27 protein-coding genes are annotated in these 26888 nt (G+C 68.5%); 16 read left to right on the top strand and 11 right to left on the bottom strand.

Annotation, left to right across the window (positions count from 1 at the left end; genetic code table 11):
* Window positions 1-86 precede the first annotated feature (86 nt).
* Window positions 87-1481: a MocR-like pyridoxine biosynthesis transcription factor PdxR gene (gene pdxR, locus AC5RVZ_RS29195; protein ID WP_494069126.1), complete on the top strand. Its 1395-nt coding sequence runs from the start codon at window positions 87-89 to the stop codon at window positions 1479-1481.
* A 35-nt stretch (window positions 1482-1516) separates the two neighbouring features.
* On the opposite strand, the gene AC5RVZ_RS29190 is transcribed toward pdxR, so the two are convergent.
* Both AC5RVZ_RS29190 and AC5RVZ_RS29185 read right to left on the bottom strand, forming a co-directional pair.
* The gene (locus AC5RVZ_RS29190) at window positions 1517-1786 is read right to left on the bottom strand and encodes an aldo/keto reductase (RefSeq protein WP_494069125.1); all 270 of its coding nucleotides are present in this window, start codon (window positions 1784-1786) and stop codon (window positions 1517-1519) included.
* A complete protein-coding gene (locus tag AC5RVZ_RS29185) occupies window positions 1750-2349 on the bottom strand; it encodes an aldo/keto reductase (RefSeq protein ID WP_494069124.1) in 600 nt (199 codons plus the stop codon). Before AC5RVZ_RS29185 ends, AC5RVZ_RS29190 begins: the two co-directional genes overlap by 37 nt.
* A gap of 154 nt (window positions 2350-2503) precedes the next feature.
* Between AC5RVZ_RS29185 and AC5RVZ_RS29180 the strand changes: the two genes are divergently transcribed.
* Window positions 2504-2689: a hypothetical protein gene (locus AC5RVZ_RS29180; RefSeq protein ID WP_494069123.1), complete on the top strand. Its 186-nt coding sequence runs from the start codon at window positions 2504-2506 to the stop codon at window positions 2687-2689.
* Between the two features lie 57 nt (window positions 2690-2746).
* Here AC5RVZ_RS29180 and AC5RVZ_RS29175 read toward each other — a convergent pair whose 3' ends face one another.
* Complete coding sequence (locus AC5RVZ_RS29175; RefSeq protein ID WP_494069122.1) at window positions 2747-3001, bottom strand: hypothetical protein; 255 nt, start codon at window positions 2999-3001, stop codon at window positions 2747-2749.
* 108 nt (window positions 3002-3109) lie between these two features.
* Entirely contained in the window at window positions 3110-4009 is a 900-nt protein-coding gene (locus AC5RVZ_RS29170; RefSeq protein WP_494069121.1) for a ribonuclease Z, read from the bottom strand.
* Window positions 4010-4204: 195 nt separating this feature from the next.
* Between AC5RVZ_RS29170 and AC5RVZ_RS29165 the strand changes: the two genes are divergently transcribed.
* Window positions 4205-4810 carry a DnaJ family domain-containing protein gene (locus AC5RVZ_RS29165; RefSeq protein ID WP_494069120.1) on the top strand — a complete coding sequence of 202 codons (606 nt, stop codon included), beginning with the start codon at window positions 4205-4207 and terminating at the stop codon, window positions 4808-4810.
* 7 nt (window positions 4811-4817) lie between these two features.
* On the opposite strand, the gene AC5RVZ_RS29160 is transcribed toward AC5RVZ_RS29165, so the two are convergent.
* Window positions 4818-5441, bottom strand: a complete 624-nt coding sequence (locus tag AC5RVZ_RS29160) for a uridine kinase family protein (protein ID WP_494069119.1) — start codon at window positions 5439-5441, stop codon at window positions 4818-4820.
* Between the two features lie 151 nt (window positions 5442-5592).
* Between AC5RVZ_RS29160 and AC5RVZ_RS29155 the strand changes: the two genes are divergently transcribed.
* The 3 genes from AC5RVZ_RS29155 (at window position 5593) to AC5RVZ_RS29145 (ending at window position 8118) form a co-directional block, all read left to right on the top strand.
* Window positions 5593-6372, top strand: a complete 780-nt coding sequence (locus AC5RVZ_RS29155; protein ID WP_494069118.1) for a lipoate--protein ligase family protein — start codon at window positions 5593-5595, stop codon at window positions 6370-6372.
* A 59-nt stretch (window positions 6373-6431) separates the two neighbouring features.
* Window positions 6432-7541, top strand: a complete 1110-nt coding sequence (moaA, locus tag AC5RVZ_RS29150; RefSeq protein WP_494069117.1) for a GTP 3',8-cyclase MoaA — start codon at window positions 6432-6434, stop codon at window positions 7539-7541.
* A 97-nt stretch (window positions 7542-7638) separates the two neighbouring features.
* Window positions 7639-8118, top strand: a complete 480-nt coding sequence (locus AC5RVZ_RS29145) for a DUF4262 domain-containing protein (RefSeq protein WP_494069116.1) — start codon at window positions 7639-7641, stop codon at window positions 8116-8118.
* A 35-nt stretch (window positions 8119-8153) separates the two neighbouring features.
* Here the strand turns inward: AC5RVZ_RS29145 and AC5RVZ_RS29140 are convergent, their stop codons facing one another.
* The 3 genes from AC5RVZ_RS29140 to AC5RVZ_RS29130 form a co-directional block, all read right to left on the bottom strand.
* Window positions 8154-8783, bottom strand: a complete 630-nt coding sequence (locus AC5RVZ_RS29140) for an MBL fold metallo-hydrolase (RefSeq protein ID WP_494069115.1) — start codon at window positions 8781-8783, stop codon at window positions 8154-8156.
* Window positions 8780-9868, bottom strand: a complete 1089-nt coding sequence (locus AC5RVZ_RS29135) for an S-(hydroxymethyl)mycothiol dehydrogenase (RefSeq protein ID WP_494069114.1) — start codon at window positions 9866-9868, stop codon at window positions 8780-8782. The genes AC5RVZ_RS29140 and AC5RVZ_RS29135 overlap by 4 nt, the downstream gene beginning before the upstream one ends.
* Before the next feature lie 165 nt (window positions 9869-10033).
* A complete protein-coding gene (locus AC5RVZ_RS29130) occupies window positions 10034-10291 on the bottom strand; it encodes a glutaredoxin domain-containing protein (protein ID WP_127512700.1) in 258 nt (85 codons plus the stop codon).
* 167 nt (window positions 10292-10458) lie between these two features.
* Here AC5RVZ_RS29130 and AC5RVZ_RS29125 point away from each other — a divergent pair, with 167 nt between their 5' ends.
* The 8 genes from AC5RVZ_RS29125 to pdxS all read left to right on the top strand — a co-directional run bounded on the left by AC5RVZ_RS29125 (window position 10459) and on the right by pdxS (window position 20357).
* Window positions 10459-11166, top strand: a complete 708-nt coding sequence (locus AC5RVZ_RS29125; protein ID WP_494069113.1) for an SOS response-associated peptidase — start codon at window positions 10459-10461, stop codon at window positions 11164-11166.
* A gap of 139 nt (window positions 11167-11305) precedes the next feature.
* Window positions 11306-11740 carry an SRPBCC domain-containing protein gene (locus tag AC5RVZ_RS29120; RefSeq protein ID WP_494069112.1) on the top strand — a complete coding sequence of 145 codons (435 nt, stop codon included), beginning with the start codon at window positions 11306-11308 and terminating at the stop codon, window positions 11738-11740.
* Between the two features lie 200 nt (window positions 11741-11940).
* Window positions 11941-12255 (top strand): DUF6504 family protein, encoded by a 315-nt coding sequence (locus AC5RVZ_RS29115; RefSeq protein ID WP_493977563.1) that lies wholly within the window; start codon window positions 11941-11943, stop codon window positions 12253-12255.
* A 100-nt stretch (window positions 12256-12355) separates the two neighbouring features.
* Window positions 12356-15949, top strand: a complete 3594-nt coding sequence (locus AC5RVZ_RS29110; protein WP_494069111.1) for a DNA polymerase III subunit alpha — start codon at window positions 12356-12358, stop codon at window positions 15947-15949.
* A 158-nt stretch (window positions 15950-16107) separates the two neighbouring features.
* Window positions 16108-18120, top strand: a complete 2013-nt coding sequence (gene thrS, locus AC5RVZ_RS29105; RefSeq protein ID WP_494069110.1) for a threonine--tRNA ligase — start codon at window positions 16108-16110, stop codon at window positions 18118-18120.
* A 2-nt stretch (window positions 18121-18122) separates the two neighbouring features.
* Window positions 18123-18701: an HIT family protein gene (locus tag AC5RVZ_RS29100; RefSeq protein ID WP_494069109.1), complete on the top strand. Its 579-nt coding sequence runs from the start codon at window positions 18123-18125 to the stop codon at window positions 18699-18701.
* A 7-nt stretch (window positions 18702-18708) separates the two neighbouring features.
* Window positions 18709-19320: a phosphatidylinositol phosphate synthase gene (pgsA, locus tag AC5RVZ_RS29095; RefSeq protein ID WP_494069108.1), complete on the top strand. Its 612-nt coding sequence runs from the start codon at window positions 18709-18711 to the stop codon at window positions 19318-19320.
* A 122-nt stretch (window positions 19321-19442) separates the two neighbouring features.
* Window positions 19443-20357 (top strand): pyridoxal 5'-phosphate synthase lyase subunit PdxS, encoded by a 915-nt coding sequence (gene pdxS / locus AC5RVZ_RS29090; protein ID WP_494069107.1) that lies wholly within the window; start codon window positions 19443-19445, stop codon window positions 20355-20357.
* An 89-nt stretch (window positions 20358-20446) separates the two neighbouring features.
* On the opposite strand, the gene AC5RVZ_RS29085 is transcribed toward pdxS, so the two are convergent.
* Window positions 20447-22495, bottom strand: coding sequence for a M3 family metallopeptidase (locus AC5RVZ_RS29085; protein ID WP_494069106.1), 2049 nt, complete (start codon window positions 22493-22495; stop codon window positions 20447-20449).
* A gap of 102 nt (window positions 22496-22597) precedes the next feature.
* On the opposite strand from AC5RVZ_RS29085, the gene AC5RVZ_RS29080 reads away from it, so the two are divergent.
* Window positions 22598-23971, top strand: coding sequence for a CapA family protein (locus AC5RVZ_RS29080; protein WP_494069105.1), 1374 nt, complete (start codon window positions 22598-22600; stop codon window positions 23969-23971).
* Window positions 23972-24029: 58 nt separating this feature from the next.
* Here AC5RVZ_RS29080 and AC5RVZ_RS29075 read toward each other — a convergent pair whose 3' ends face one another.
* Together AC5RVZ_RS29075 and AC5RVZ_RS29070 are read right to left on the bottom strand one after the other, a co-directional pair.
* Window positions 24030-24752 (bottom strand): type 1 glutamine amidotransferase, encoded by a 723-nt coding sequence (locus AC5RVZ_RS29075; protein ID WP_494069104.1) that lies wholly within the window; start codon window positions 24750-24752, stop codon window positions 24030-24032.
* A complete protein-coding gene (locus AC5RVZ_RS29070; RefSeq protein WP_494069103.1) occupies window positions 24752-26047 on the bottom strand; it encodes a Mur ligase family protein in 1296 nt (431 codons plus the stop codon). The genes AC5RVZ_RS29075 and AC5RVZ_RS29070 overlap by 1 nt, the downstream gene beginning before the upstream one ends.
* A gap of 174 nt (window positions 26048-26221) precedes the next feature.
* On the opposite strand from AC5RVZ_RS29070, the gene pdxT reads away from it, so the two are divergent.
* Entirely contained in the window at window positions 26222-26887 is a 666-nt protein-coding gene (pdxT, locus tag AC5RVZ_RS29065; protein ID WP_494069102.1) for a pyridoxal 5'-phosphate synthase glutaminase subunit PdxT, read from the top strand.
* The last annotated feature ends 1 nt before the right edge of the window (window position 26888 follow it).

The following is a 26888-nucleotide window of genomic DNA, read 5'->3' as shown; positions in this document are numbered from 1 at the left end:
GGCGTGGGCGTCTGGTTGCGGTTTCCATGGTGGCAAGCGCCTTGGTCCTACACTAGGTCCAAGAAAGATCAAATCAGGAGGTCCATGTGGGAGAGGCCGAGCTTCCGCTCACACTCGACAGGAATGCGCCGGCTCCACTTGCCGCCCAACTTGCCGATCAACTCCGCCGGGCCATCCTCAGTGGGCTGCTGGGGCCGGAGCACACGCTCCCGGCAACACGCAGGATGGCCTGCGAGCTCGGCATCTCACGCGGGGTCGTGGTCCGGGCGTTCGAGCAGCTGGCCGGTGAGGGCTTCCTGGAAAGCCACGGTGCCGGTGGAACCAGGGTCGCGCTCCGCCCTGACGTTCAACACCCTGCCCGCGAGGAACACCCGCCCCCGCACCTTCAGGACAGCAGGCCGATCATCGACCTCACGCCGGGACGTCCCTCGTCCGCCCCTTTCCGCGACCGCGAGTGGCACACGGCCTGGCGCAGGGCAATCTCCGAACAGGGACCCACGCACCTGCCCCCACCTCTTGGGACCGCCACCCTGCGGAAGGAAGTCGCAGGGCACCTGGCCGCAGCCAGGGGACTGGCCGTCGAACCCGATGACGTCATCATTACCGCCGGAACCAGCGACGCCCTGCATCTGGCCGTGACAGCCCTCCGAAGCCGCAGAGAGCATCCCCGCATACTCGTCGAGGATCCCGGGTATCCCACGGCCCGACGGGTCATGGCCGCCGCCGGTGCCGTGGTGGAGACAGTGCCCGTCGACGACGACGGACTCAAAGCCGCCCAGCTGGCGTCCCTGGGTCGGCCTCCGGACGCCGTGCTGATCACCCCGAGCCACCAGTACCCGCTAGGCGGCCGGATGCCGGTGCAGGAACGGCTGAATCTTCTGAACTGGGCAGCCGAACACGGCGTGCTCGTCCTCGAAGACGACTACGACAGCGAATTCCGTCACCGCAGGATGCCCTTGCCTGCCGTTGCTTCACTTCCCTCCACAGCCGACGTCGCACTGCTGGGGACATTTTCCAAGTCCCTCAGCCCCTGGCTGCGGTGCGGCTACCTCGTGGTCCGCGGGGAATCAGGCCGCGCGCTGAAGGCCATCCGCGAAGACCTGGACACGCCGGTCGCCGGAATCATGCAAACGGCCCTTGCCTACTACATCCAGGCCGGGGGCCTGGCACGGCACATCTCGCGTGCGCGCCGCGAATACGCGCACCGCAGGGCCCTGCTGCTGGAACGCCTTGGGGCCCGATCGGACCTTCAACTTGCAGCCCTCGACGGCGGACTTCACGCAGTGCTGCGGTTCCAGGGAAACGACGCCCCTCAACTGGCCGACGAGGCCCTTCGCCGCGGAGTCCGCCTGGCCACATTGGCCGCCTACTACGCCGACCGCGCGCCCGAGAACGGCTTCGTCATCGGGTACGGCGCCCCCAGCGATCTGCAGCTCACCAAAGCCCTCGACGTCATCGTCGAATTGCTGAGCGTGCGCTGACCGCTGCAACTGCCGGCCGGCAGTGACTCCTCGTCTCAGTTGATCTGATCAGGGTGGGAACCGATCCGGCCGTCCCGGCGGTCAAGGCCGGCCAGGCACTCCATGGCGGCGTTGTCCAGCAGGAAGTCCCAGACGCGGAAGTTTTCCTGAATGCGGGGACCGGTTGCCTTGGGAATGGCAATATTGCCCAACTGGAGATGCCAGCGCAGGACCACCTGTGCAGGGGTTTTGCCCAGGTCGCGGGCCAAGTCCGCCACGATGGGGTCACTCAGCGTTGCTCCCCGGGCGAGGGGACTCCACGCCACGGTGCGGATGCCATGGGCGGCGTTGAATGCAGGTGCGCCTGCTGGAACCACGGGTGTAGCTCAATTTGGTTAACCGCCGGGACGATTTCCGTGTGTTGGAGCAGCTGTTCGAGGTGTTCCGGAAGGAAGTTCGAAACGCCGACCGCCCGAACGCGCCCCTCCTGGTAGAGGCGTTCGAGTGCCCGATAGGTTTCCACAAACAGAGCCCGCTTGGGTTGCGGCCAGTGGATTAGATACAGGTCGATGTAGCAGAGTCCCAGCAGCCGGGCAGAATCTTCAAAGGCCTGGAGCGTTTGGTGATAGCCGTGGTTATGGTTGTAAACCTTGGTGGTGACGAAGATTTCCTCACGGGAGGCCAGCCCGCCGGCCGTATATTTGCGGACAGCCTCACCTACCCCTTGCTCGTTGCCGTACAGGGCCGCGGTATCGATATGGCGGAAACCGGCCTCCAAGGCGCGATAGCAAAGCCCGGCCGTCTCGGGCGGGGGAATCCTGGCGGTGCCGTAACCGAGCCGATCTATCCGCACACCGTTGTTGAGCGCTGTTTTCTGCTCCGCCGCCATGGACGAGACTCTAGTCTTTCAGGGACGCCTGTCACCTTCGTCACGGCGGTAGACGAAGGGCGGACCCTCATGGTGCACGAATCCTCGCGAGCGGCCCTTGGCATCCGCCGCCGGCGGGAGGACGATTAAAGGACCGACACGAAGGAGGTTCGTGATGTGCTACGCCTCGAATAGGGATTCCCGCTGGGGCTTCCGCAAGGAAGCCGTGGACACGCCGGAAACCCGCCGCGAAGACAAGGACACCGGGCGCGAAACCTGGACGAAGACTGATGACTCCGAAGTGATTGCCTTCCTGGACAAGTCAACAGTGGAAGAGCCAGCCAGCGACCGAACCACGTAGCCGAAACCGTACGGGATAGATGAAGCCCCGCAGTAACACTGCGGGGCTTCATTGCGCCTACTGGCTCGGCGATTCATCCGGGTCGAAATCCTCCAGCGGGGCTCCCAGCCGGTCGTCCGCCATCCCGCCCTCAAGCGGATCGGACAGGGTCTCGTCCACGGGACGCTCGGAGTCCGTATCGATCCCGGCGTCCACCAGTTCCGGCGGCACCGCGTCGACTCCCTCATCCGGGATGAGCGGGTCTTCACCCTGAATGTTCAGCTCCGGATCCGGCAGGGTCCGTTCGTCCTCCGGGTGGTTCTGCTCGCTCATTGCAGCCTCCTTCGATCGTGATTTACCTTGCGCTGAGATTGCCACCGTAACCCGGACGAGCCGTGAGGGAAACAGGCAGGACTGCCGGCAAACCGGCCAGTGCGTGCTTCATCGCCCGATGCCGGTCCGCCGGCGTGGGGGAAACGGGATCAGGTCCAGGTCCCGGGCCGCAACCACCTCGGCCCCTCCCGCCCGCGCCCTGGCCTGTTCCTCGAGCGGGACCAAGTCGGGGTAGCGCGAGGAGAAATGGGTCAGCACCAGCGTGCCCACGCCACCGCCGGCCGCAAGTCCGCCCGCCTGGCCGGCCGTGAGGTGGCGGTGCCGGACGGCGAGGGCCTCGTCGTCGTCGCTGAAGGTGGACTCGGCCACGAGCAGGTCGGCGCCGTCGGCCAGTTCCTCCGCCCCGGCGCAGACCGCGGTGTCCATCACGAACGCAAAGCGCTGCCCCGGCCGGGGAACGCTGACCTCCTGGAGCCGCAACCCCTTGAACGTCCCATCCCGCTGCAGGCGGCCGACGTCGGGGCCGGAAATACCGGCGGCAGCCAGCCGGTCGGGCAGCAGGGTGCGGTCGTCGGGTTCGACCAGCCGGTAGCCGTAGGCCTCGATCCGGTGGTCCAGGGGACGCACCTCAAGGCCGTCAGCAATGGCCCCTGGGGCGCCGTGCGGGTGCAGGCGCAGGTCAAGACCCGGGGAGGCGAGCGAGACCAGGGCCCGCACCACATCACCGCCGGAGGCCGGATAGTGCAGATGAACCGGATGCTCAACGCCGTCCAGGACCATGCGCGAGAGCACGCCGGGCAATCCGTAGCAGTGGTCGCCGTGCACATGCGTGAGGCAGATGCGCGTGATCCGGCTGGCCGAAACCCCGGCGAGGATCATTTGCCGCTGCGTTCCCTCACCCGGGTCGAACAGCACTCCCTCGCCGTCCCACCGCAGCAGGTAGCCGTTGTGGTTGCGGCTCCGGGTAGGAACCTGCGAGGCGGTGCCCAGGACGACAAATTCGCGCATGCGGCCGAGTCTGCCATCGCCGCCGCGCCGGCGGCCACCGTCTGAAGCGCAGCGGCGCGGCCGGCCGGGGAACCGGGGAACGGCGCATGAACGACGGCGACGCATTGCTGGCTCGTCCCGGGGCTGGAAAAATGTCAGGAACAGCCCGGTGGCTGAGCATCGGGCCCAGGTCGTAGCGGAGGCGGTGTCTGACGAGTGAACAGCAGGGCAGCGGGTGACAACGGCCGGCGGCTGGAACGCGCCGCGGAGCTGCGGGCGTCACGGGAACGCGGGCCGGCCGACGCGGACGAAGAGGAGCGGGCGGAGGCCGAAGAGGAGAAGCACCGGAAAATCCGGGAGCTGGACACCTCCCGGCGCGCCGACTACCTGATCCGGGAGGCCATGGCCCGCGGGGACTTCGACGACCTGAAATACGCCGGAAAACCGATCCCCAACCTGGGCAACGGGTATGATCCCGACTGGTGGCTCAAGGGGCTGATCGAGCGCGAGAACCTCACGGGGCTGGGCCCCGAAGCCCTGCTGCTGCGGACCGAGGATGCCGAGCTGGACGGACGGCTGGACCAGCAGATCTCGGACCGGCGGGTGCGCGAAATCCTGGAGGACTTCAACGCCCGGGTGGTCAACGCGCGGCGACAGCTACAGGGCGGCCCGCCGGTGATCACCAAGACCCGGGACGTGGAGTATGAACTGGAACGCTGGCGGGAACGCCGGGCGGCCAGGGCAGCCGCGGCGGCACGCGAGGAAGCGGAGCCCGAGCCCAAGCGGCCGTGGTGGCGCCGGATGTGGGACGTGACCGAATAGCCGGGCGCTACTTCCGCTGGGCGGCCGGCGCCCCGCGCAGGCCAGCCAGTTCCCTTTTCACCTGCCGCTTGGCCACCGGGCGGAAACCGGCCGCCAGGTAGCGGTCGCGCACGGCACGTTCGGAGCGGAAGAGCGCCCAGCCGCGTTTGAGCAGGAACGGCAGCGGTTTGCGGTGCTCGCGCAGGTCGCGCACCAGGCGGCGCACCGCCGTCGTGATGGGAGAGACCGTGATGAAGACGGCGTCCACCTCCAGCCCGAGGCTTCGCAGCTGGCCGAGCACGGCGTCGGCGAAGATGCCCTCGGCAATCACCGGCCCCTCCGCGAGTTCCACGGTGCGGTGCCCGTTGTAGCTGGAGGTGGCGATGGAGTAGTCGGGAATCCGGGTGCGGCCGGTCTCCAGCAGTTCCGTCATGGCGCGGGCCGCGGCGCCGCTGTTCCAGGTGCCGGGATGGTCCCAGTCGATCTCCCCGTACGGGGTCAGCGGCAGCGGGGACCCCGGGGTGTGCTCGGCGATTTCCCGGTAGAACGCGTCGAGCTCCAGATGCGGACGGCCGAACCGCGCCGCCAGATAGGACTTGCCGGAACCGGAGGCGCCGCCGAGCAGCACGAGCGGCATGTGGGGAGAAGGCACATGGCTATTATTCCGTGCCCGGAACGGTGGCGGGTCACCCAACCCGCCGCGGCGTGGCAGGAACGGCACATGTCGTGCCCCCGCGCCGTAAAATGGCAGGGGCCGCCGGGCAGGCGGTGCGGATCGGCAGGTTCAGGAAGCAGGCAATACTTTGGAGCACTCAGCGCAGGGCCTTGGCGGGCTCGACTGGGTCCGCCAGCCGGAGTCGTTCGGCGCGGAGGCGGACCTGCAGTTTGGCCTGGCACTGCTGGCAGCGGCAAGGCAGGGACGGCTCGGCCCTACCGTGCGCGTGTACCGTCCGGCACCGACGGTGGCGTTCGGGCAGCGGGACGCGCATCTGCCCGGCTTCGGGGAGGCGGCGCGCCGCTGCCGCGAACTTGGATTCGAACCGCTGGTGCGCAAGGCGGGCGGCCGGGCGGCCGCCTACCACGAAGGCTGCCTGGTGCTGGATCATGTGGAGCCGCTGGCCGATGCGATTGCCGGAGCGAAAAGGCGTTTCGGCCAATTCGGGGAACTCATCGCCGGCGGATTGCGGGCAACCGGGCTGCAGGCCGGCGTGGGGGAAATCCCGGGGGAGTACTGCCCGGGCGAGTTCAGCATCCACGGCGCGTACCCGGTTGATCCCCTGCGCCGGATCAAGCTGGTGGGCACCGCGCAGCGGGTTGTCGCCGGCGCCTGGCTGTTTTCCTCCGTCGTGGTGGTGGAGGATGCGGCGCCGCTGCGCGAGGTGCTCACGGCCAGCTATGACGCACTCGGCCTGGACTGGGATCCGGCAACGGCCGGCGCGGGCGAGGACCTGCTGCCCGGCCTCGGCGTGGGCTCGGTGGAGCGGGCGCTGCGGGCGGCGTACGCCGGCTACGCCGACGTGGCGGACGGGGCGTTTCCCGACCTGCTGGCCCGCCTGCAGGTCCCGGAACCGGCCCCGTTGTAGTGAACGCCCGGCCAGCCTAGTCTGGAGGGGACTTCGAGTCCCGGCAGCGGAGGCACACCATGGACGGGCCAGCACAGCACGGTCCGCACACCCTCGACGACGCACTGGGCCGGCCCCTGCGGGATCTGCGGATCTCCGTCACCGACCGGTGCAACTTCCGCTGCGTGTACTGCATGCCCAGGGAAGTATTCGGCCGCGACTTCGTGTTCCTGCCCAAGGACCAGCTGCTGACCTTCGACGAGATCGTCCGGGTGGCCCGGATCGCGGCCGCGGAAGGGGTGGAGAAGCTGCGGCTGACCGGCGGCGAACCGCTGCTGCGGCGGGGGATCGAGGACCTGGTCGTCGGGCTGGCCGCGCTCCGCACGCCCGAAGGCCGTCCGCTGGACCTGGCGATGACGACCAACGGCTCGGCACTGGCCCGCAAGGCCGCGGCGCTCAAGGCGGCCGGGCTGTCCCGGGTGACCGTCTCGCTGGATTCGGTCGACGACGCCACCTTCCGCGCCATGAACGACGTCGACTATCCCGTCGCCGCGGTGCTGGAGGCCATCGAGGCCGCGGCCGCGGTCGGGCTGGGCCCGGTCAAGGTGAACATGGTGGTCAAGCGCGGCCAGAATGACGGCGGCGTCCCGGCCATGGCGCGCCACTTCCACGGCACACCCCACATCGTCCGGTTCATCGAGTACATGGATGTGGGCACGACCAACGGCTGGAACCTGGAGCAGGTGGTCCCGTCGGCCGAGATCGTGCGGCGGATCGACGCCGACCTTCCGCTGGAACCGCTGGCACCCCGGTATCCCGGGGAGACGGCCACACGCTTCAGGTACCGCGACGGCGGCGGCGAAATTGGGACCATCTCAAGCGTCACGCAGGCGTTCTGCCACGGCTGCACCCGCGCCCGGCTGAGCACCGACGGGAAGCTGTTCACCTGCCTGTTCGGCACCGGCGGAACGGATCTGCGCGCCCTGCTGCGCGGCGGCGCGGATGACGGCGAACTGGCCCGCGTGCTGTCCGGCGTCTGGCGGGGCCGCTCGGACCGCTACTCGGAACTGCGCGGCGCCGAGACCGCGGGCGTTGACCCACGTTCCGGCAAGACTTCGGCCGGGATAGCTGCCCCGCCTGCCGCCGGCTGGCCGGGGCGGAAAGTGGAGATGCACTATATCGGCGGCTAGGGCCCCACTTATCCACATCGGCGCAATCGCCGGTGCCGTTGCAGCGGATGCGGATGCAGACTGGCTGGACAATTCAATCCATCGGCAAGAGGAGCCCATGGTGTGCGATATCTGCAACGGCATGACCCATCGGGAGGCCAGGGAGAAGACGCTGCAAACCATCGATAAGTACGGCTGGCAATGCATGATCGTCGAGGGGGACGCCGACAACACCGCTTTTGGCTACACCATCGGGCTGACCCAGGTCCAGCATCCCGAAATACTGCTGACCGGACGGGCCTTGGCGGAAACGCACGCCATTCTCAGCCTCTTGGCGCACCGGGTGCTTCACCATGGCCGCACCCTGGTGGCGGGGATGGAAGTACCGCTGCGGCCGCGGAAAGTGGCGCTGGCCCGGATTGAGCGGCCGGAGGATGTGCTCCTGGTCGCGGCAGATATTTACAAAGGCCGACTGCGCGGCCTGCAGGCCATCTGGGCCGACGAGGAAGGGCTGTTTCCGTGGCAGCAGGACGTCCCGGACGTGCTGACCCAGCCCCTGTATGGAACACCGCCCGTGCTCAGGCCGAAGCCGGGTTGAGCACGGGCGGTGTAGCAGGGTTTAGCGGACCGTTGTCAGTGCCCGCGGGCAATCCACTCGTCGAGCTGCGGCGCCTCGGCGCCGATGCTGGTGGCATCGCCGTGACCGGTCTTCACCGTGGTCTCGGCCGGCAGCGTCAGCAACCTGCCCTTGATCGACTCGATGATCGTCTCGAAGCTGGAGTAGCTGCGGCCGGTGGCGCCCGGACCGCCGTTGAACAACGTGTCGCCGCTGAACAGCACGTTCTGCGAGGCCAGGTGGAAGCAGACCGAACCGGGGGAGTGGCCCGGAGTGTGGATGGCCTGCAGCCGCGCCCCCGCGATCTCGAAGGTGTCGCCGTCCTCAATCGCGTGGTCGGGTGCGCTGTCCGGGAAGACGGCGTCCCAGAGCATCCGGTCGGCGTCGTGCAGGTAAACCGGTGCCTTCACCAGGTCCCGGAATTCACCGACGGCGCGGATGTGGTCGTCGTGACCGTGCGTGAGCAGGATGGCCTTCACCGTCCGGGAGCCGACGGCGTTGGCAATGGCCTGCGGATCATGTGCCGGGTCGATGACGATGACCTCGGTGGCGTCGCCGACGATCCACACATTGTTGTCCACGTCCCAGGTGCCGCCGTCCAGCGAGAACGTGCCCGAGGTGACCAGGTTTTCGATTGCCGCGCTCATGCTACCTCCACCACCGAACGCAGCACCTTGCCCTCGTGCATCTTGTCGAACGCGGCCTCAACCTCGTCCAGCTTGATCCGCTCGGTGACGAAGGCGTCCAGGTCCAGGTTGCCCTGCTTGTAGTGGCTGACCAGCATCGGGAAGTCGCGGGACGGCAGGCAATCGCCGTACCAGGAGGACTTCAGCGAGCCGCCGCGGCCGAACACGTCCAGCAGCGGCAGTTCGATCTTCATGTCCGGCGTGGGGACTCCCACCAGGACCACGCGCCCGGCCAGGTCGCGGGCGTAGAACGCCTGCTTGTACGTTTCCGGACGTCCGACCGCTTCAATCACGACGTCGGCGCCGTTGCCGCCGGTCAGCGCCCGGATGGCTTCCACCGGGTCCTGTTCCTTCGAGTTGATGCCGTGCGTGGCACCGAGCGACTTGGCCAGCTCCACCTTGTTGTCGTCGATGTCGACGGCGATGATCGTGGTGGCGCCGGCCAGCTTGGCACCGGCGATGGCGGCGATGCCCACGCCGCCGCAGCCGATCACGGCCACGGATTCGCCGCGCTTGACCTCGCCGGTGTTGATCGCCGCGCCGATGCCGGCCATGACGCCGCAGCCGAGCAGTCCGACGGCCGCCGGGTCGACGTCGTCGTCCACCTTGGTGCACTGGCCGGCGGCCACCAGGGTCTTCTCGGCAAAGGCACCGATGCCCAGGGCGGGGGAGAGCTCGGTCCCGTCCTCGAGGGTCATCTTCTGGGTGGCGTTGTGCGTGTTGAAGCAGTACTGGGCCTCACCGCGCCGGCAGGCCCGGCACTCGCCGCACACGGCGCGCCAGTTCAGGATGACGCGGTCGCCGGGCTCAAGATCGGTCACGTCGGGGCCGACGGCGCTGACCACGCCGGTGGCTTCGTGGCCGAGCAGGAACGGGAAGTCGTCGTTAATCCCGCCCTGCTTGTAGTGCAGATCGGTATGGCAGACGCCGCAGGTGAGGATGTCCACCAGCGCCTCGCCCGGGCCCGGATCGGGAACCAGGATGGTTTCGATGGAGACCGGAGCATTCTTTTCCAGGGCCACTACTGCCCGAACCTTGTGAACCATGCGGGAGTGATTCCTTCCTAGCGAAGTCTGGCGAGGCCGTCGTCGGCCGTCCTGCCCCATCCTAGGAACAAAACAGGGGCGCCACAATTTCCAAAACGATTGTTATGGAAACTGCGGCGCCCCGTGGGCCCGCGGTCCGAATGCCGCCGGCGGAGCCTGCCGCTGTTAGACGCCCAGGCGTTCCTTGACCAGCGAGAGCGGCGGGTTCGTGGCGCTGCTGCCATCCGGGAAGAGCAGGGTGGGAACCGTCTGGTTTCCGTCGTTGAGCTTCTCGACGAGCTCCGCGGTGCCGGGGACCTCTTCGATATTGATCTCGGTGTAGCCGATGCCCTGCGCATCGAACTGGGTCTTCAGGCGGCGGCAGTACCCGCACCAGGTGGTGGAGAACATGGTGACGGTTCCGGCAGCAGGTGTGTAATCCAAGATGGCTCCTTCTGGTCTGAAAGCTTGTGTACATGTCAACGTCGCACGGGGCGCGGTCATTCCCGGCGCCGCAGGCGGCGGCAGCCGGCCGGGCATTCCGGCGCGGTGCGTGGCTGTTTCGGGCCGCGCGCCGGGCATCAGCCGCGCGGCTGGACCATAATGGAGGCATGTGCGGCAGATACGTCATGGCCCGGAGCACCGGCGACCTGGTGGCTTCGTTCGACGTCGATGAGTCCTATGTCGAAGAGATCCAGCCTTCCTACAACGTGGCACCTACCGACGAGGTCCCCTTGATCATCGACCGCAAGCAGGCCGACGGCGAGGGAGTGTCCAGGAAACTCATTGTGGCCCGGTGGGGCCTCGTGCCGCCGTGGGCCAAGGACCCTCGCTCCGGCGCCCGCCTGATCAACGCGCGGATGGAGACCGTGACGGAGAAACCCTCGTTCCGCAAGGCGGCGGCCAGGAAGCGCGGATTGCTTGTTGCCGACGGGTATTTCGAATGGCAGAAGACCGAGGACGGTAAGATCCCGACCTACCTGCACGGCGAAGGCGAAGAGGCGCTGGCTTTCGCGGCCTTGTTCGAAAACTGGCCCGACCCGGCCCTGCCCGAAGACCACCCGGAGAAGTGGCTGCGCACTTGCACCATCATCACCACCCAGGCGGCCGATGCGCTCGGGCATATCCATGACCGGACACCGCTGATCGTTCCGCCCGGCCTCTATGCGGACTGGCTGGATCCGGAAACAACATCAGAGGCCGACGTGCGGCAGCTGCTGGAGGCCATGCCCGAACCGCATCTTGTCCCGCGGCGGGTCAGTTCGAAGGTCAACAACGTGCGCAACAACGGGCCCGACCTCATCGACGAGGCAGCATGACTGCCGTCCGGCGGCCCGGAAGCGGGGATCGTTCCCTGAGCGGCGTCCCCGCAGCCATTGTGCGCCGGCCCCGGCTGCCGGAAGCTGGGATGGAGTAGCCGGACCCGCGTCGCAAAGGCGGGAACCAGGGGAGGAAGCCATGCCCGGACAGTACGTGGCCAGTTCGACGGCGACCATTGCGGCGCCGCCGGACCGTGTCTGGTCGGTGATCACGGACCCCGAAGCCATCCGGGGATTCATGTTCGGCACCGACGTGCAGACCGATTGGAGCGTCGGCGGGCCCATCCGATGGCGGGGCGAGTGGGAGGGCGAAGCGTACGAGGACAAGGGCCAGGTGCTGGAGTTCGAACCAGGACGCCGGCTGGTCGTCACGCACTTCAGCCCGCTGTCCGGCCGGGAGGACCTGCCCGAGAACTACCACCGTCTCGTCTGGACGCTGGAGGAAGTTCCGGGCGGCACGGAGTTCACGCTGTCGCAGGACAACAACGAGACCGCGGAGGCGGCGGAGCACTCCAAGCTGATGTGGGACAAGCTGGTCGGCGACGTGAAGTACCTCGCCGAGCACGAGGTCTAGGCTCCATGGCCGCCGTACTGCGGCACGCTTGGCCGCGGTCGGCGGGCGGCCCGATTTTGTCAGTGCCCGAACCTACGCTTGATCTTGGATTCGAATACATATTCGAATAGAATAAGAGGGTCAAGTTCTTCGGCGGGCGTGTTGGCAGGGGCGCTCGCCGGGGAATATGACCCGTTGTCCAGATGAAAGGCGACTGGGACATGGGTGTTTTCAGTGAAGCAGTTGACGTTGTGTGTTCCCCTGCCGGACAGCCGCTCCGGCTGCGCTGGCAGGGCAGGAGCTACCGGATCGTCGCGGAACCGGTGCGTTGGTACGAACGCCGCAAATGGTGGGCGGAGGAACTGCGTGCGGAACGGGGCAGGGGCGCAGGGCTGGTGGACCATGAGATCTGGCGGGTGCAGGCGCGGCTGAATGGCCGGTCGCAGATCCGCACCCTGGACCTTTCCCATCAGGTGGATACCGGACGCTGGCGCCTGATCCGCGTCCATGATGCCGTCCGGGAGCTGAGCGCCTGACGGCACCGCGGTTCCCGCCGGCCTTTCTCCCAGCCCCCGGTTCGCCCCGGCAGTCCGCCTGATGCTCGATCCTGAGACCCAACCGTTGTTTGGAATGTCCATGAGCTTTACCCACCTGCACGTATCCACGGCGTACAGTGCCCACTACGGTGTCTCCTGGCCGGAGGAACTGGCCGCAGCGGCCGCTTCCTTCGGAGCCGACGCCTTGGCCTGCACCGACCGGGACGGCCTCTACGGCACGGTCAAGCACCTGAAGGCATGCCTGGCCACGGGGATGGATCCGATAGTCGGCGTGGACCTGGCCGTCCAAGACGGCGGCGGCCGGGACACCGGCCGCGTTGTGGTGCTGGCCCACGGCGGGAACCAGGGCAGGGGCTACCATGCGCTCTGCCGCCTGATCTCTGAAGCCCATGCCGGCACGGCTGCACGCGGGCGTGCCGGCAGCCGCCGGACGCCCGGCGTGACGGTGGATCAACTCGCCCGGCATGCGGGTGTTCCGGACGGCGAACCTGCCCTGACGGTGCTGCTCGGCCCTTTTTCCGACGTCGGACAGGCGCTGCGCCGCCGCAGCTACGCCGAAGCCCGCCGGCTGGCCGGACGCTGGCGCAGCGGACTGCCCGCCGGGTCGCTGGCAGTGGAAATTGTCTCCCACTTGAGTGCCCCGGGGGAGAACCTCAGTACCGCCCACGCGGTACGGATGCTTAACCTGGCCGGGGAGCTGAATCTTCCGGCAGTGCTGACCAACGCCGTGCGCTACTGCGAAGAGGACGGCGCCGCCACCGCCGATGTGCTGGACTCGGCGAGGGCGCTGACAGCCTTGTCCAAGCTGCCGGATCTGCAGCCGAGCGCCCAAGGCTGGTTGAAATCCCCCGACCGGATGCAGGCCCTGGCGCGGGAAATCGTGCAGGCAGCCGGCGGCGGAAGCAAGGACGTCATCCGCCTGCTGGCCACGACGGAAGCGGTGGCCGACCGGTGCCGCATGGATCCTTACGAGGACATGGGGTTCAAGCGCCCGGTGGTCCCCGAAGCCTCCGTCATCGGGATCGACGGGGATCCCGTGGCCGAGCTGGTCCAGCGCTGCGAAACCGGCATCGCGGAACGGTTTGGCGGAATGTCCGGACGGGCGGAGAAGGAACTGCGGGACCGGCTTGCCCATGAGCTGGGCATCATCTCGCGGCTGGGCTTCGCCTCCTACTTCCTGACGGTGGCCGAAGTGTCGCGCATGATCACCGGGATGGGCGTGCGCGCCGCGGCCCGGGGGTCGGGTGCCTCGAGCCTGGTGAACTACCTGCTCTACATCAGCCACGTGAACCCCCTGGACCACGGGCTGATCTTCGAGCGCTTCCTCTCCCAGGACCGTTCCACCCTGCCGGACATCGACATCGATGTGGAAAGCGCAGAGCGGCACAACGTCTATCAAAAAATCTTCGACCGATTCGGCAGCCAGCGGGTCACCCTGATGAGCATGCAGAACGGTTACCGTGCCCGCGGGGCGGTCCGCGACGCCGGCTTGGCGCTTGGCCTGCCGGAGGAGGAGATTTCGGGCATCGCCAAACAGCTCTGGCGGTTCTCCGCGCGCCAGTTCCGTGAGGCGATGGCGGAGAAGCCGGAGCTGCGCGCGTTTTCCGCCCAGGTGGAGCAGAACCAGCAGTTGGACCTGCTGGTGGATCTGACCGAACGGCTGGACCGGCTGCCCCGGCATATCTCCATGCACCCCTGCGGCGTGATCCTGGGCGACAGCTCGCTGTTGGACCGCACCCCTACCCAGCCAAGCGGGCTGGGGCTGCCGATGAGCCAGTTCGACAAACACGACATGGACCCGATGGGCATGCTCAAGCTGGACGTGCTGGGCGTGCGGATGCAGAGTTCCATCGCCTACGCGCTCAAGGAAATAGCCCGCATCCATCCGGACAAGGACGCCGTCACGGCAGCCGGCCGGCACCCGGTGGGCGAGGACGGAACCGGGCCCGACTACATTGCCGCGGACGGGACCATCAACCTGGAACAGGTCCCGCTGGACGACGAGCCGACCTACGAGCTGATCCGCAGCACCCACACGCTGGGATGCTTCCAGATCGAATCGCCGGGCCAGCGCGAGCTGGTGGGCAAGATGGCCCCGCGGGACTTTAACGACCTGATTATCGACATTTCGCTGTTCCGGCCGGGCCCGATGCAATCGGATATGGTCCGGCCGTTCCTGGAACACCGCCATGGCTGGGCGCCGGAGCGCTTCCCGCACCCCGATTTGAATCCGGTCCTGAAGGAAACCCACGGCGTCACGATCTTCCACGAACAGGTCCTGCGGACCTTCGACGTCTTCACCGGCTGCGGACTGGCCAAGGCGGACGAATTCCGCCGGCTGCTGGGCAACGAGGAAGCCGAACCCGCGGTGGAGGAATACTTCCGCAGCGCCTCGCTGGACCGGGGATATCCGCCGGAGGTGGTCGACACGGTGTGGGGCACGCTGAAGTCCTTCGGCAGCTTTGGCTTCTGCAAAGCCCACGGGGCCGCCTTCGCCGTGCCCACCTACCAGACGGCCTGGCTGAAGGCCCACCATCCCGAGGCGTTCCTGGCCGGGTTGTGGCAGCACGATCCGGGAATGTACCCGCTGCGCCTGCTGGTGGCCGAAGCGCGGCGGCTGGGCATCCCGATCCTGCCGCTGGACATCAACCGCAGCACGGACCGCTACCAGGTGGAACGCGATCCCTCCGGCTCCGGTGAAAAGCTGGGGATCCGGCTTAGCCTGACCGGCATCTACGGGCTCTCGGCGGCCGAGCTCAAACGCATCGTCGCCGGCCAGCCGTACGAATCGCTGGCCGACCTGCGCGCGCGGGCCAAGGTCGGCAAACCCGCGCTCAAGCGCCTGGCCCAGCTGGGCGCCTTCGACGAGCTGAACCGCAGGACCGGCCAGCGCGGCGGCCGGGCGGCCAGCCGGACGGATCTGGTCTACCATCTGGACCAGCCGGACACCCGCCCGGTTCCCCAGCGCTACCAGCCCACCGAGGGCCAGCTGTCCCTGCCGCTGGGTGACCTGGAGCTGCGCCATCTGGTCCCGGTCTTCCCGGAACCGACCACGGTGGACAAGGTGCGCACCGAACTGGACCTGCTCTCGATCGATGCCAGCTCCCACCTGATGGAGAGCTACGCTCCGCTGCTGGCCCAACTCGGAGTCACCCGGGCCCAGGGCCTGCTGCACCTGCGCAACGGGAGCGAAGTGATGGTGGCCGGCATCCGTGTGGCCACCCAGACACCGCCCATGCGCGGCGGCCGGCGGGTGGTTTTCATCAGCGTGGACGACGGCACCGGCTGCGTGGACGCCACCTTCTTTCAGGAAGCCCAGGAACGCTCCGGCCCGCTGCTGTTCGGCACCGAGATGCTGCTCATCCGCGGCCTCACCCGGCGGACCGGCCCCCGGGGAATCGGGCTGCAGGCGCTGGAGGCATGGGACCTTTCGGACACCGCCAGCCTGCCGCTGCCGGGGCGCCCTGTTCCTTCCGGGGCCGCGGCAGGACGCGGGACGGCAGCACCGGCGGCAGGGCGGGGGACGGCGGCACCGGCGGCTGGCAGGGGCGCCGCCCGCGAGGAAAAGCTTGGAACTGCCGAACTTGCCCGCCGCATGGCCGCGGAAGGACTGGATCACCGCGTTCCGGCCGGGTCCCGGCTGGCCGGAAGCCACGGGACCCGGGCAGGGTGATCGGCCGGCCTGAGGCGGCTCGCCGGCACCCAGCGGGCGCGCAGCCCCGCCGCGGCGGTGTTGGTCGGGCTTCGCGTCAGCGGATACGATCGTAGAGGCTTGCAGCGCCCAAGTATGTCGCTGCAGTAACGGCTTACATCCACCATAAGGAGACCTCTGTGTCAGCGCCCCAGAACATCACCCTCATCGTCGACGGCGAAGAGAACCAGGTGACCGAGGGCACGACGGGAGCCGACCTTTACGGCGCCCGGCGGGAGGTCGTCGTCGTCCGCGTCGACGGCGAACTGAAGGACCTGGACCAGCCGATCCCGGCCGGGGCCAAGGTCGAAGCCGTGACCATCGACTCTCCCGACGGACTCAACGTGCTGCGCCACTCCACCGCGCACGTGATGGCCCAGGCCGTCCAGCAGCTGCGGAAGGGCTCCAAGCTCGGGATCGGCCCGTACATCACCGACGGTTTCTACTTCGACTTCGACGTCGATGAGCCCTTCACCCCGGAGGACCTGAAGCAGCTGGAGAAGATGATGCTCAAGATCGTCAACTCCAACCAGCGCTTCGTCCGCCGCGCCGTCTCCGAGACCGAAGCGCTCGCCGAGATGGCGGGGGAGCCGTACAAGGAGGAGCTGATCGGGCTCAAGGGCCACTCCGACGAGGCCGGCGAGGGCGCCAGCATCGAAGTGGGTGCCGGCGAACTGACCATTTACGACAACGTGGACGCCAAGAGCGGCGAAGTGGTCTGGAAGGACCTCTGCCGCGGGCCGCACCTGCCCAACACCAAGCTGATCTCCAACGCCTATGCGCTGACCCGCTCGGCCGCCGCCTACTGGCGGGGCAACGAAAAGAACAAGCAGCTGCAGCGGATCTACGGCACCGCCTGGCCCACCAAGGAAGACCTGAAGGCCTACCAGGAGCGGCTGGCCGAGGCAGAGCGCCGCGACCACCGCCGGGTGGGCGCCGAACTGGACCTGTTCTCCTTCCCGGATGAACTCGGCTCCGGCCTGCCCGTCTTCCACCCGAAGGGCGGCATCGTCCGCAAGGCGATGGAGGACTACTCGCGGCAGCGGCACACCGAGGCGGGCTACGAATTCGTCTACACCCCGCACATCACCAAGAGCAACCTGTACGAGGTCTCCGGCCACCTGGACTGGTACCGGGACGGGATGTTCCCGCCCATGCACGTGGACGAGACCCGCGACCCCGAAACCAACGAGGTCGTCAAGCCCGGCCAGGACTACTACCTGAAGCCGATGAACTGCCCGATGCACAACCTGATTTTCCGCTCGCGCGGCCGGTCCTACCGCGAGCTGCCGCTCCGGATGTTCGAATTCGGCTCCGTCTACCGCTACGAAAAGTCCGGCGTGGTCCACGGCCTGACCCGCGTGCGCGGCATGACCCAGGATGACGCGCATATCTACTGCACCCGCGAGCAGATGAAGGACGAGCTGACCACCACGCTCAACTTCGTGCTGGACCTGCTCAAGGACTATGGGCTCGACGACTTCTTCCTGGAGCTCTCCACCAAGGACCCGGAGAAGTACGTCGGCTCCGAGGAGGTGTGGGACGAGGCCACCCGCACCCTGGCCGAGGTCGCCGAGGCGTCCGGCCTGGAACTGGTGCCGGACCCGGGCGGAGCGGCCTTCTACGGCCCCAAGATTTCCGTACAGGCCCGCGACGCGATCGGCCGCACCTGGCAGATGTCCACCATCCAGCTGGACTTCAACCTGCCGGAACGGTTCGAACTCGAATACCAGGCAGCCGACGGCAGCCGCCAGCGCCCCGTCATGATCCACCGCGCCCTGTTCGGGTCGGTAGAGCGCTTCATGGGCCTGCTGATCGAACACTACGCCGGCGCCTTCCCGGCGTGGCTCGCCCCGGTCCAGGTGGTCGGCATCCCGGTGGCGGAGGCATTCAACGACTACATGCTGGAGATCGTGGCCAAGCTGCGCGCCCAGGGCATCCGCGCCGAGGCCGACCTGGGCTCGGACCGCTTCCCGAAGAAGATCCGGACCGCCAGCAAGGACAAGGTTCCGTTCGTGCTGATTGCCGGTGGCGAGGACGCCGAGGCCGGAGCGGTTTCCTTCCGCTTCCGCGACGGCAGCCAGGACAACGGCATCCCGGTGGACGAGGCCGTGGCCCGGATCGTGCAAGCCGCCGCCGGGCGCGGCAACTGACGATGGCCGAGACGACCGAAGCTATGACCGACCAGACCGGCGACGAGGTGACGGACGCCTTTGAGCTGCCCGGCGTGCCGGATGCCTTCCAACGGCTCTGGACACCGCACCGCATGGCCTACGTCAAGGGCGGTCAGGGCCAGTTCAAGAACAAGGACGAGTGCCCGTTCTGCGTGGCACCGGCCCGCCCCGACGAGGAATCGCTGATCGTCCACCGCGGCGAGTTCGCCTACGTGGTGCTCAACCTGTTTCCGTACAACCCCGGGCACCTGCTGGTCTGCCCGTACCGCCATGTGCCCGACTACACCGACATCACCGCGGAGGAGACAGCCGAGTTCGCCGAGCTGACCCAGACGGCGATGCGGGTCCTGCGGAAGGTGGCGAACCCCAGCGGCTTCAACCTGGGCATGAATCAGGGCGAAGCCGGGGGCGCCGGGGTCGCGGCGCACCTGCACCAGCACGTGGTGCCCAGATGGGGCGGCGACGGGAACTTCTTCCCGATCATCGCGCAGACCAAGGCGATCACCGAGACCCTGGACGAGGTCCGCAAGCAGGTAGCCCAAGCCTGGCCGGCACGGTAGCGCGGCGATGCTCAATAAGTACGCGCGCGGATTCTTTGGAAAGCTGTTCACGCCGCTGGCCCGTGCCCTGATCCGGATGGGCGTCTCGCCCGACGCCGTCACCATCGTGGGCACCCTCGGGGTCTCCGTGGGGGCGCTCGTGTTCTACCCGCTGGGGGAGCTGTTCTGGGGAACGGTCTTCATCACGGCGTTCGTCTTCTCCGACATGGTGGACGGCTTGATGGCGCGCATGCTGGAGCGCAACAGCCGCTGGGGCAACTTCCTGGATTCCACCCTCGACCGGCTGGCCGACGGCGCGGTGTTCGCCGGCGTGGCCATCTGGTTCTTCACCGGCGGAGAGAACACCGCCATCGCCGTCTCCGCGCTCGTATGCCTGCTGCTCGGCTCGTTGGTCTCCTACGCCAGGGCCAAGGCCGAGTCGCTGGGCTGCACCGCCGCGGTGGGCCTGGCCGAACGCTCCGAGCGCCTGGTATCCGTCCTGGTCTTCACCGGCCTGACCGGGCTGGGCCTGCCGGAGGTGGTCCTGCTGGTGGTCCTGGTGCTGCTGGCCGCCGCCAGCCTGCTGACCGTGGCCCAGCGGATCATGGCCGTCTACCGTCAGACCCAGCAAACCGCCTGATCCGCCCCGCCGACCGGGTGCGGCCCGCGGGCAGCCAGGAAGGTTACGTCATTGGTGACCCCGCGCACCGGGCCGGACGTATGATGAGATGTACGTTTCCTACCGACTCCTAGGGGCTTTTAGTGTCCAGCAGTGAAGAAACTTCAACTCACGCGCCCGTGACAGGCAGCAGCCGCGTCAAGCGGGGCATGGCCGAGATGTTGAAGGGCGGCGTCATCATGGACGTCGTGACTCCCGAACAGGCCCGCATCGCCGAAGACGCCGGTGCCGTGGCCGTGATGGCCCTTGAACGCGTTCCGGCGGATATCCGCGCCCAGGGCGGCGTGTCCCGGATGAGCGATCCGGACATGGTGGACGGCATCATCGAAGCCGTCTCCATCCCGGTGATGGCCAAGGCCCGCATCGGCCACTTCGTCGAGGCGCAGGTGCTGCAGTCCCTCGGCGTGGATTACATCGACGAGTCCGAGGTGCTGACCCCGGCCGACTACACCAACCACATAGACAAGTGGAACTTCACCGTTCCCTTCGTCTGCGGCGCCACCAACCTGGGCGAGGCCCTGCGCCGCATCAACGAGGGCGCGGCCATGATCCGCTCCAAGGGCGAGGCCGGCACCGGGGACGTCTCCAACGCCACCGGCCACATGCGCCAGATCCGCTCCGAGATCAAGCGCCTGTCGGCGATGCCCGAAGACGAACTGTACGTGGCCGCGAAGGAACTGCAGGCCCCGTACGAACTGGTCAAGGAAATCGCCGCCACCGGCAAGCTGCCCGTGGTGCTGTTCACCGCCGGCGGCATCGCCACCCCGGCCGACGCCGCGATGATGATGCAACTGGGCGCCGACGGCGTGTTCGTCGGTTCCGGCATCTTCAAGTCCGGCAACCCGGCCGAGCGCGCCGCCGCGATCGTCAAGGCCACCACCTTCCACGACGACCCGGACGTCATCGCCAAGGTCTCGCGCGGCCTGGGCGAGGCCATGGTCGGCATTAACGTGGACGAGATCCCGCAGCCGCACCGCCTCGCCGAGCGCGGCTGGTAAATACCGACGACGGCGAACGCCCGGTCCCGCACGAAGGTGCGGGACCGGGCGTCTGTCGTTTCCGGGGGCCGGCGTTTCCGGAGCCGCCGTTACGGGACGTCCCCGCGGCCGGCCGGGGTGCTGCTGTCCCGGTCGAGCCCGCGCCGGGCCAGCAGCGGCGCCAGGTCGGCGTCCCGGCCGCGGAAGGTCCGGTAGGCCTGCAGCGGGTCCATGCTGTTGCCCCGTGAGAGCAGTTCGCGGCGGAAGCGGCCCCCGTTGCCGCGCCGGAGTCCGCCGTTTTCGGCGAACCAGGCGACCGTGTCGGCGTCGAGGATTTCACTCCACAGGTAGGAGTAGTAGCCCGCCGCGTAGCCGCCGGCGAAGATGTGCTTGAAGTAGCCGGTGCGGTAGCGCGGCGGGACCAGGGGCAGGTCGATTCCGGCGTCGGCCAGTGCCTGCCGTTCGAAGGCCAGCGGATCCTCGACCCGCTGCCCGGCGGCCAGGCTGTGCCAGGCCAGGTCGAGCACGCACGCGGCCAGGTACTCGGTGGTGGCAAAGCCTTCGCCCCACAGCTGCGCAGCCTTGATGCGGTCCACCACCTCCCGCGGCAGCGGCTCGCCGGTCAGGTGGTGCCTGGCGTAGTTGCCGGCGACCTCCGGCTCCAGCATCCACATTTCATTGACCTGCGACGGGTATTCCACGAAGTCCCGGGGCACGTTGGTGCCCGAGAGGCTGGGGTACTCCACCCGGGACAGCAGGCCGTGCAGCGCATGGCCGAACTCGTGGAAAAGCGTCACCACGTTGTCGTAGCTGAGCAGGGCCGGTTCGCCGGGAGCGGGCTGCGGGATGTTCAGGTTGTTCATCACGACGGCGCGCTGTCCCAGCAGGTGGGACTGCTCGACCAGCGAATCCATCCAGGCGCCGCCGTTCTTCGTGTCCCGGGTATGGAAGTCGCCGATGAACAGGCCCAGCCGGGCACCGTCGTCGTCCATCACTTCCCAGATCCGGGCCTGCGGATGATAGGCGGCGAGGTCCGGCCGGGCCTCGAACCGCAGACCGTACAACCGGTTGGCGGCGAAGAAGACGCCGTCGGCGAGCACGCGTTCGAGCTCGAAGTACTGCCGCAGCGCGGCCAGGTCCACGCTGTAGTCGCGGCGGCGCACAACCTCCGCATAGTAGGCCCAGTCCCACGGCTCGAGGGGGTGGCCGGCCGCCTCGGCGAGGATCTCCGCCTCGGCGCGGGCGTTGGCGACGGCCGGCGGGACCAGCCGCGCCAGCATGTCCTGCACGGCCGCGAGCGAGGGCGCCGTCTGCCCGTCCAGCACATACTCGGCATGATTGGCGAAGCCGAGCAGCGCCGCCCGCTCGGCCCGCAGCTCCGCCGTGCGGGCCGCCAGCTCCAGCGTCCGGTGGCCCGCTTCGCTGCGGTTCACCGATGCCTCATGCAGGCGGCGGCGGGTGCCGCGGTCGGTGAGGGTTTCCAGCGCCGGCTGGGCGGTTGGCAGGGTCAGGGCCAGCAGCCATCCGGCGGCGTAACCGGCGTCCCGCGCCGCGAGTTCGGCGGCGGCCAGGTCGTCGTCGGCGAGCCCGGCCAGTTGTGCGCGGTCGGTGACATGTACCGCGGCGGCGTTGCCGGCGGCCAGCAGTTCCCGCGAGTACTCCGCGTCCAGCTCCGACAGCTCCACGTTCATGGCGCGCAGCCGCTCCTGGTCCGCCGGGGGGAGCTGGGCGCCGGCCCGGCGGAACTTCTTGCGCAGCTCGGTGAGCAAACGCAGGTCTTCGCCCTCGCGGCCTTCGGCGGCTTCGTCGACAGCCGAGACCCGCCGGTAGAGCGCCGCATGCAGATGGATGTTGTCCCGGTGGGCGGCCCGCTGCGGGGCCATCTGCTGCTGCAGCTCCATCACGTCGTCGGTGGCGTCGGCGGCGGCGAAGTTGTCCAGCACGGCGCTCACCCGGTACAGCGTGCGGCCGGACTGTTCGAAGGCGACGGCGGTGTTCTCGAACGTTGCCGGTGCCGGATTGGCCGCGATCGCCTCGACTTCCGCCAGTTGCTCGCGGAACCCGGCCTCGAATGCTTCCGGATAGTGTTCGGGACGGATCGCGGCGAAATCGGGCAGCTCGTAGGGGAGGAGACTGGGTTCCAGGAAGGGGTTGGCCATGCCACCACTCTGCCACGGGCACCCGGCGTCCTAGCCGTTCCGGCCGCGGGCACGCCGAAGCGGCGCCGTGAGGCACGGCACGACCGGACTTACACTTGCGGCATGAACAGGCAGCCGCCCGAGGGCCCGACGGGTTCCCCGGTGCGGAAACCGGGCCGACGCCTTCACCGGGCAGCGGTGTCGCGGACTCCCGCAGCGGCGGGGGCGGCGTTGGCCATCGCGGCCCTGCTGCTGGCCGGCTGCGGCCCGGGGCGGGAGTCCGCCGGGCCGCCCGTCACCGGCTCGGCGGCGGCGCCGGCCCCGGTGCCCTCCGGATCCGGCCGGCCGGGGAGCGGCGGCACGGGGGAGGCAGCGCCGTCGACCTCCGCACCGGAGCCCGCCCCGGAGCCGACGGCGACGGCCGGCGCGGGTCCGGCGTGCCCGGGAATCCGCTGTGCCACCGTGGCCCTCACCGGCGACCTGTTGCTGCACGAGCCGCTCTGGGAGCAGGCGGCCGCAGACGCCCGGCGAACCGGGAAAGGGGCCCTGGACTTCGAGCCGATGCTGTCGGCCCAGGAGCAATACCTGGACACCGCCGACCTCGCCGTCTGCCAGCTGGAAACCCCGCTGGCCGGCGACGACGGACCGTACTCCGGCTACCCGGCCTTTAACGCGCCGCCGCAGATCCTCGACGCCGCCGCCGCCGTGGGCTACGACGCCTGCACCACCGCCAGCAACCACGCATTCGACCACGGCACCGCCGGCCTGGAACGGACCCTGGCCGCGCTGGACGCGCGCGGCCTGGAACACACCGGCACCTATGCCAGCGCGGCCGAGGCCGAGGAGGTGCTGGTCCTGGACACCCCGGCCGCGCGGATCGCGGTCATCACCGGCACGTTCTCGCTGAACGGGCTGGTGCCGGAGCGGCCCTGGCAGGTGGACGTGCTGGATCCCCAGGCGATGATCGCCAAGGCCAGGAAGGCCCGGGCGCAGGGCGCGGACATCGTCCTGGGAGCGGTCCATGCCGGGGACGAATACACCGACTACGCCAGCCCGCAACAGCAGGAGGCCGCCCACGCGTTGGCCGAAAGCGGCGAGTTCTCCTTGGTGTACGGGCACCACAGCCACTCCGTCCAGCCGGTTGAGCGCCACGACGGCACCTGGATCGTCTACGGGCTGGGCAACACCCTCGCCGCGCATGCAACGCCGAACATCCTCAACACCGAGGGGTTGATGGTCCGGGCCCAGTTCAGCCAGGCCGACGACGGCGGCGGCTGGGAGGTGGCGCGGCTGGACTGGCTGCCGGCCACGTTCGACGGACCCGGACGCCGCTGGTGCCCGGTGGCAGCCGATGCGCTGGCGGCAGCCGCGAAGTCCGGGGACTGGTGCGTGTCCGAACAGGCGGACGCGGCCAGCCGGCTACGGACCAAGGCGACGGTCGAGTCCATGGGAGCCCCGACGGACGTCGCCCGCGAGTGGCTGCTCAGCGGCGATTGACGCCGCGGTCCGTCGCCCGGACCGGCTCAGCGGCGGTCGGCGTCAGCGCCAGCCGATGTCAGCGCGGACGGGCGGCCGCGTCGGCGCGGGCCTCGGCCTCATGCGGAATGTCCAGCGCCGCGTCGTTGAAGCTGCCGTAGCGCCGCTCGACGGCGTGGCGGATCAGGTAGTCGGCCACGGCCGGGTTCTTGGGCAGCAGCGAACCGTGCAGGTAGGTGGCAATCACGTTCTGGAAGCGGGCTCCCTCGGTGCCGTCGGTGCCGTTGTTGCCCTGGCCCTTGGTGACCCGTCCCAACGGCTGGACATCGCTGCCGAGGGTGGTCAGGCCGCTGTGGTTCTCGTACCCGATAATCGTGCCGAACTCGCCGCTTTCGAGCACGGTGTTGCCGATCAGCCGGGTGGGCCCGCCCACGGTCTCGGCATCCAGCAGCCCGATGCCCGTGATGACCTCGCCGGTGTGGGTGGTGAACCGGTGGCCGAACAGCTGGTAGAGGCCGCAGACCGCCAGCATCGGCAGGCCGTCCTCGGCCAGCTCCCGCAGCCGGCCGCCCTGGGCCAGGAGGTCGGCTTGGATCTTGTTCTGGCCGGAGTCCTGGCCGCCGCCGCCCACGATCAGGTCCACCTGCCCGGGGAACGCGTCGCCGGGGTTGTACTCGTGCAGCCGGACGTCATAGCCGCGCAGCTCCAGGCGCTTGCGCAGCACCAGGACATTTCCCCAGTCGCCGTAGATGTTCATGTCCCGCGGGTAGAGCTGGAGCAGGTCGATAACAGGAGCGTCCATCAGGAGACCACTTCCACTTCGGTCAGTTTGCCGAGCTCGCGGCGCAGCGCCAGCATGGCGGTGTAGGTGCAGTAGATGCGCTTCGGCGTCTCCGGATCGCCCGCAATGAACCGCTGCAGCGAGGCATTGAGGTTTGTGTCAACCCGGTCCACCGGAACGTCCTCGTAGAAGAGGCGCAGCCCCATGTCGCGCGCCCGGACCCCGGAGACCTCGGCCACGCCGGTGTCCCGCAGCGAATCGAAATCGACGTCCCACAGCCAGGACATGTCCCGCCCGTCCGCATAGTTGTCGTTGATGGCGATCATGGTTCGGTAGCCGGCGGCGGGGAAGGACTTCAGTGCCAGCCGGAAACCGGCCGGGTTCTTCACCAGCACCAGGTCCAGCGGCTGGCCGTTGACGGTCAGCGATTCGCCGCGGCCGAAGGCCGGGGTCACGTTCTCCAGCGAGGCCAGCAGCGCCGGTTCGTCCACCGCGGGGCCCAGCACGGTTCGCGCCAGCGCCATCGCCGCGGCGGCGTTGAACACGTTGTAGACGCCGGTCAGCTTCAGCTCGACCTCGATCTCGCGGCCGTCCAGCTGGAAGGTTGCGGCGGCCCCTTCGCAAGCCGAGAGCACGACGTCGGCGCTCGGCCGGCCGGCGTCGTCGGCGGTGGTACCGGAGGGGCCGGCGGTCGCGGCGGACCGCATCTCGTCGTCGTGCGGGAACATGTGGCGCAGCTGCGGTGCCAGCCCGAAGTATTCGATCCGCGGCGCGGCCACGGCGCCCGCCAGCGCCGCGATGCGCGGGTCTTCCCGGTTCAGTACTACTGCCTCGGTCGTCGCGGCGGCGATCTGCCGGAGGAATCCCGCGGTCGTTTCGATTTCGCCGAAGCGGTCCAGTTGGTCGCGCATGACGTTGAGCAGCAGGCTGTAGCGCGGGGCCACCAGTTTGACGAAGTGAACGGCGTGGGCTTCGTCCAGCTCCAAGACGGCAATGTCCGCGTCAAGCCGGCCTCGGGCGTTGGAATCGCCCAGCACGGCAGCGACCACGCCGCGGGTGAAGTTGCTGCCCGTGCGGTTCGTGAACACCTTCAGGCCCTGCCCCTGCAGCAGCTCCACCACCATCTTGGTGGTAGTGGTTTTGCCGTTCGTACCGCTGATCACTATGACGCCGCGCGGCAGTTCGCCGAGCGTGCGCGGCAGGAACTGCGGATCGATTTTTTCGGCCACCAGGCCGGGCAGTGCGGAACCGCCGCCGCGGAGCCTGGCTACCGCCTTTACGGCCTTTCCGGCAACGGTCGCAAGGAGGTGTCGCATGAGTAGAGACTATACAAGCCGCCGTGCCCGGGCACCGCCGGCCCGGGCCGAACAGTGTCGGTCCCCACACCGGGCGGGGGCACGGTTTAACATCGCCGGACCGGATGGCACTACTGTTTTTCCGTACGGCCGCCACTGAGGCGGCCCCGATGCGAATTCCGAGGAACCGTCACCGTGGTCACGATTGGTGTGCTCGCCCTGCAGGGCGATGTCCGCGAACATCTATCCGTCCTGCAGCACAGCGGCGCCACGGCGGTGCCGGTGCGCCGGCCGGCGGAACTGGCGGCCGTGGACGGCCTGGTCATCCCCGGCGGTGAATCCACGACGATCGACAAGCTCACCCGCATCTTTGAGCTGGCCGACCCGCTGAAGCGGCGGATCGAGGCGGGCATGCCGGTCTACGGTTCCTGCGCGGGCATGATCATGCTGGCCCGGGAGATTGCAGATCCGGCCACTGACCTGAAGGGCGAACCGCAGCAGACGCTGGGCGGCCTGGACATTACGGTGCGGCGGAACGCCTTCGGCCGGCAGCGCGAGTCGTTCGAGTCCGACCTGGACTTCCGGGGCCTGGAGTTCAGCGCGGCGTCTCCCGGCCAGGGCCCCGCGCCGGTCCACGCGGTGTTCATCCGTGCGCCCTGGGTGGAACGCGTGGGCGAGGGCGTGGAGGTCCTGGCCACCGTCGAGCCGGAGGAGGCCTCCCACACCGAGACTTTGCACGGGACAGCTAGAATAGTGGCAGTGCGTTCGCGGCATCTGCTGGCGACATCCTTCCACCCGGAGATTACGGGGGAGCGCCGCATCCACGAACTTTTCATCCGCATCGTCAGAGGAGAGGCGTAAG

This window comes from Arthrobacter sp. Cza30 (assembly GCF_059090765.1).
The sequence above is the reverse complement of the archived record's forward strand: the minus strand, read 5'-3'. Positions and strand labels throughout refer to the sequence as shown.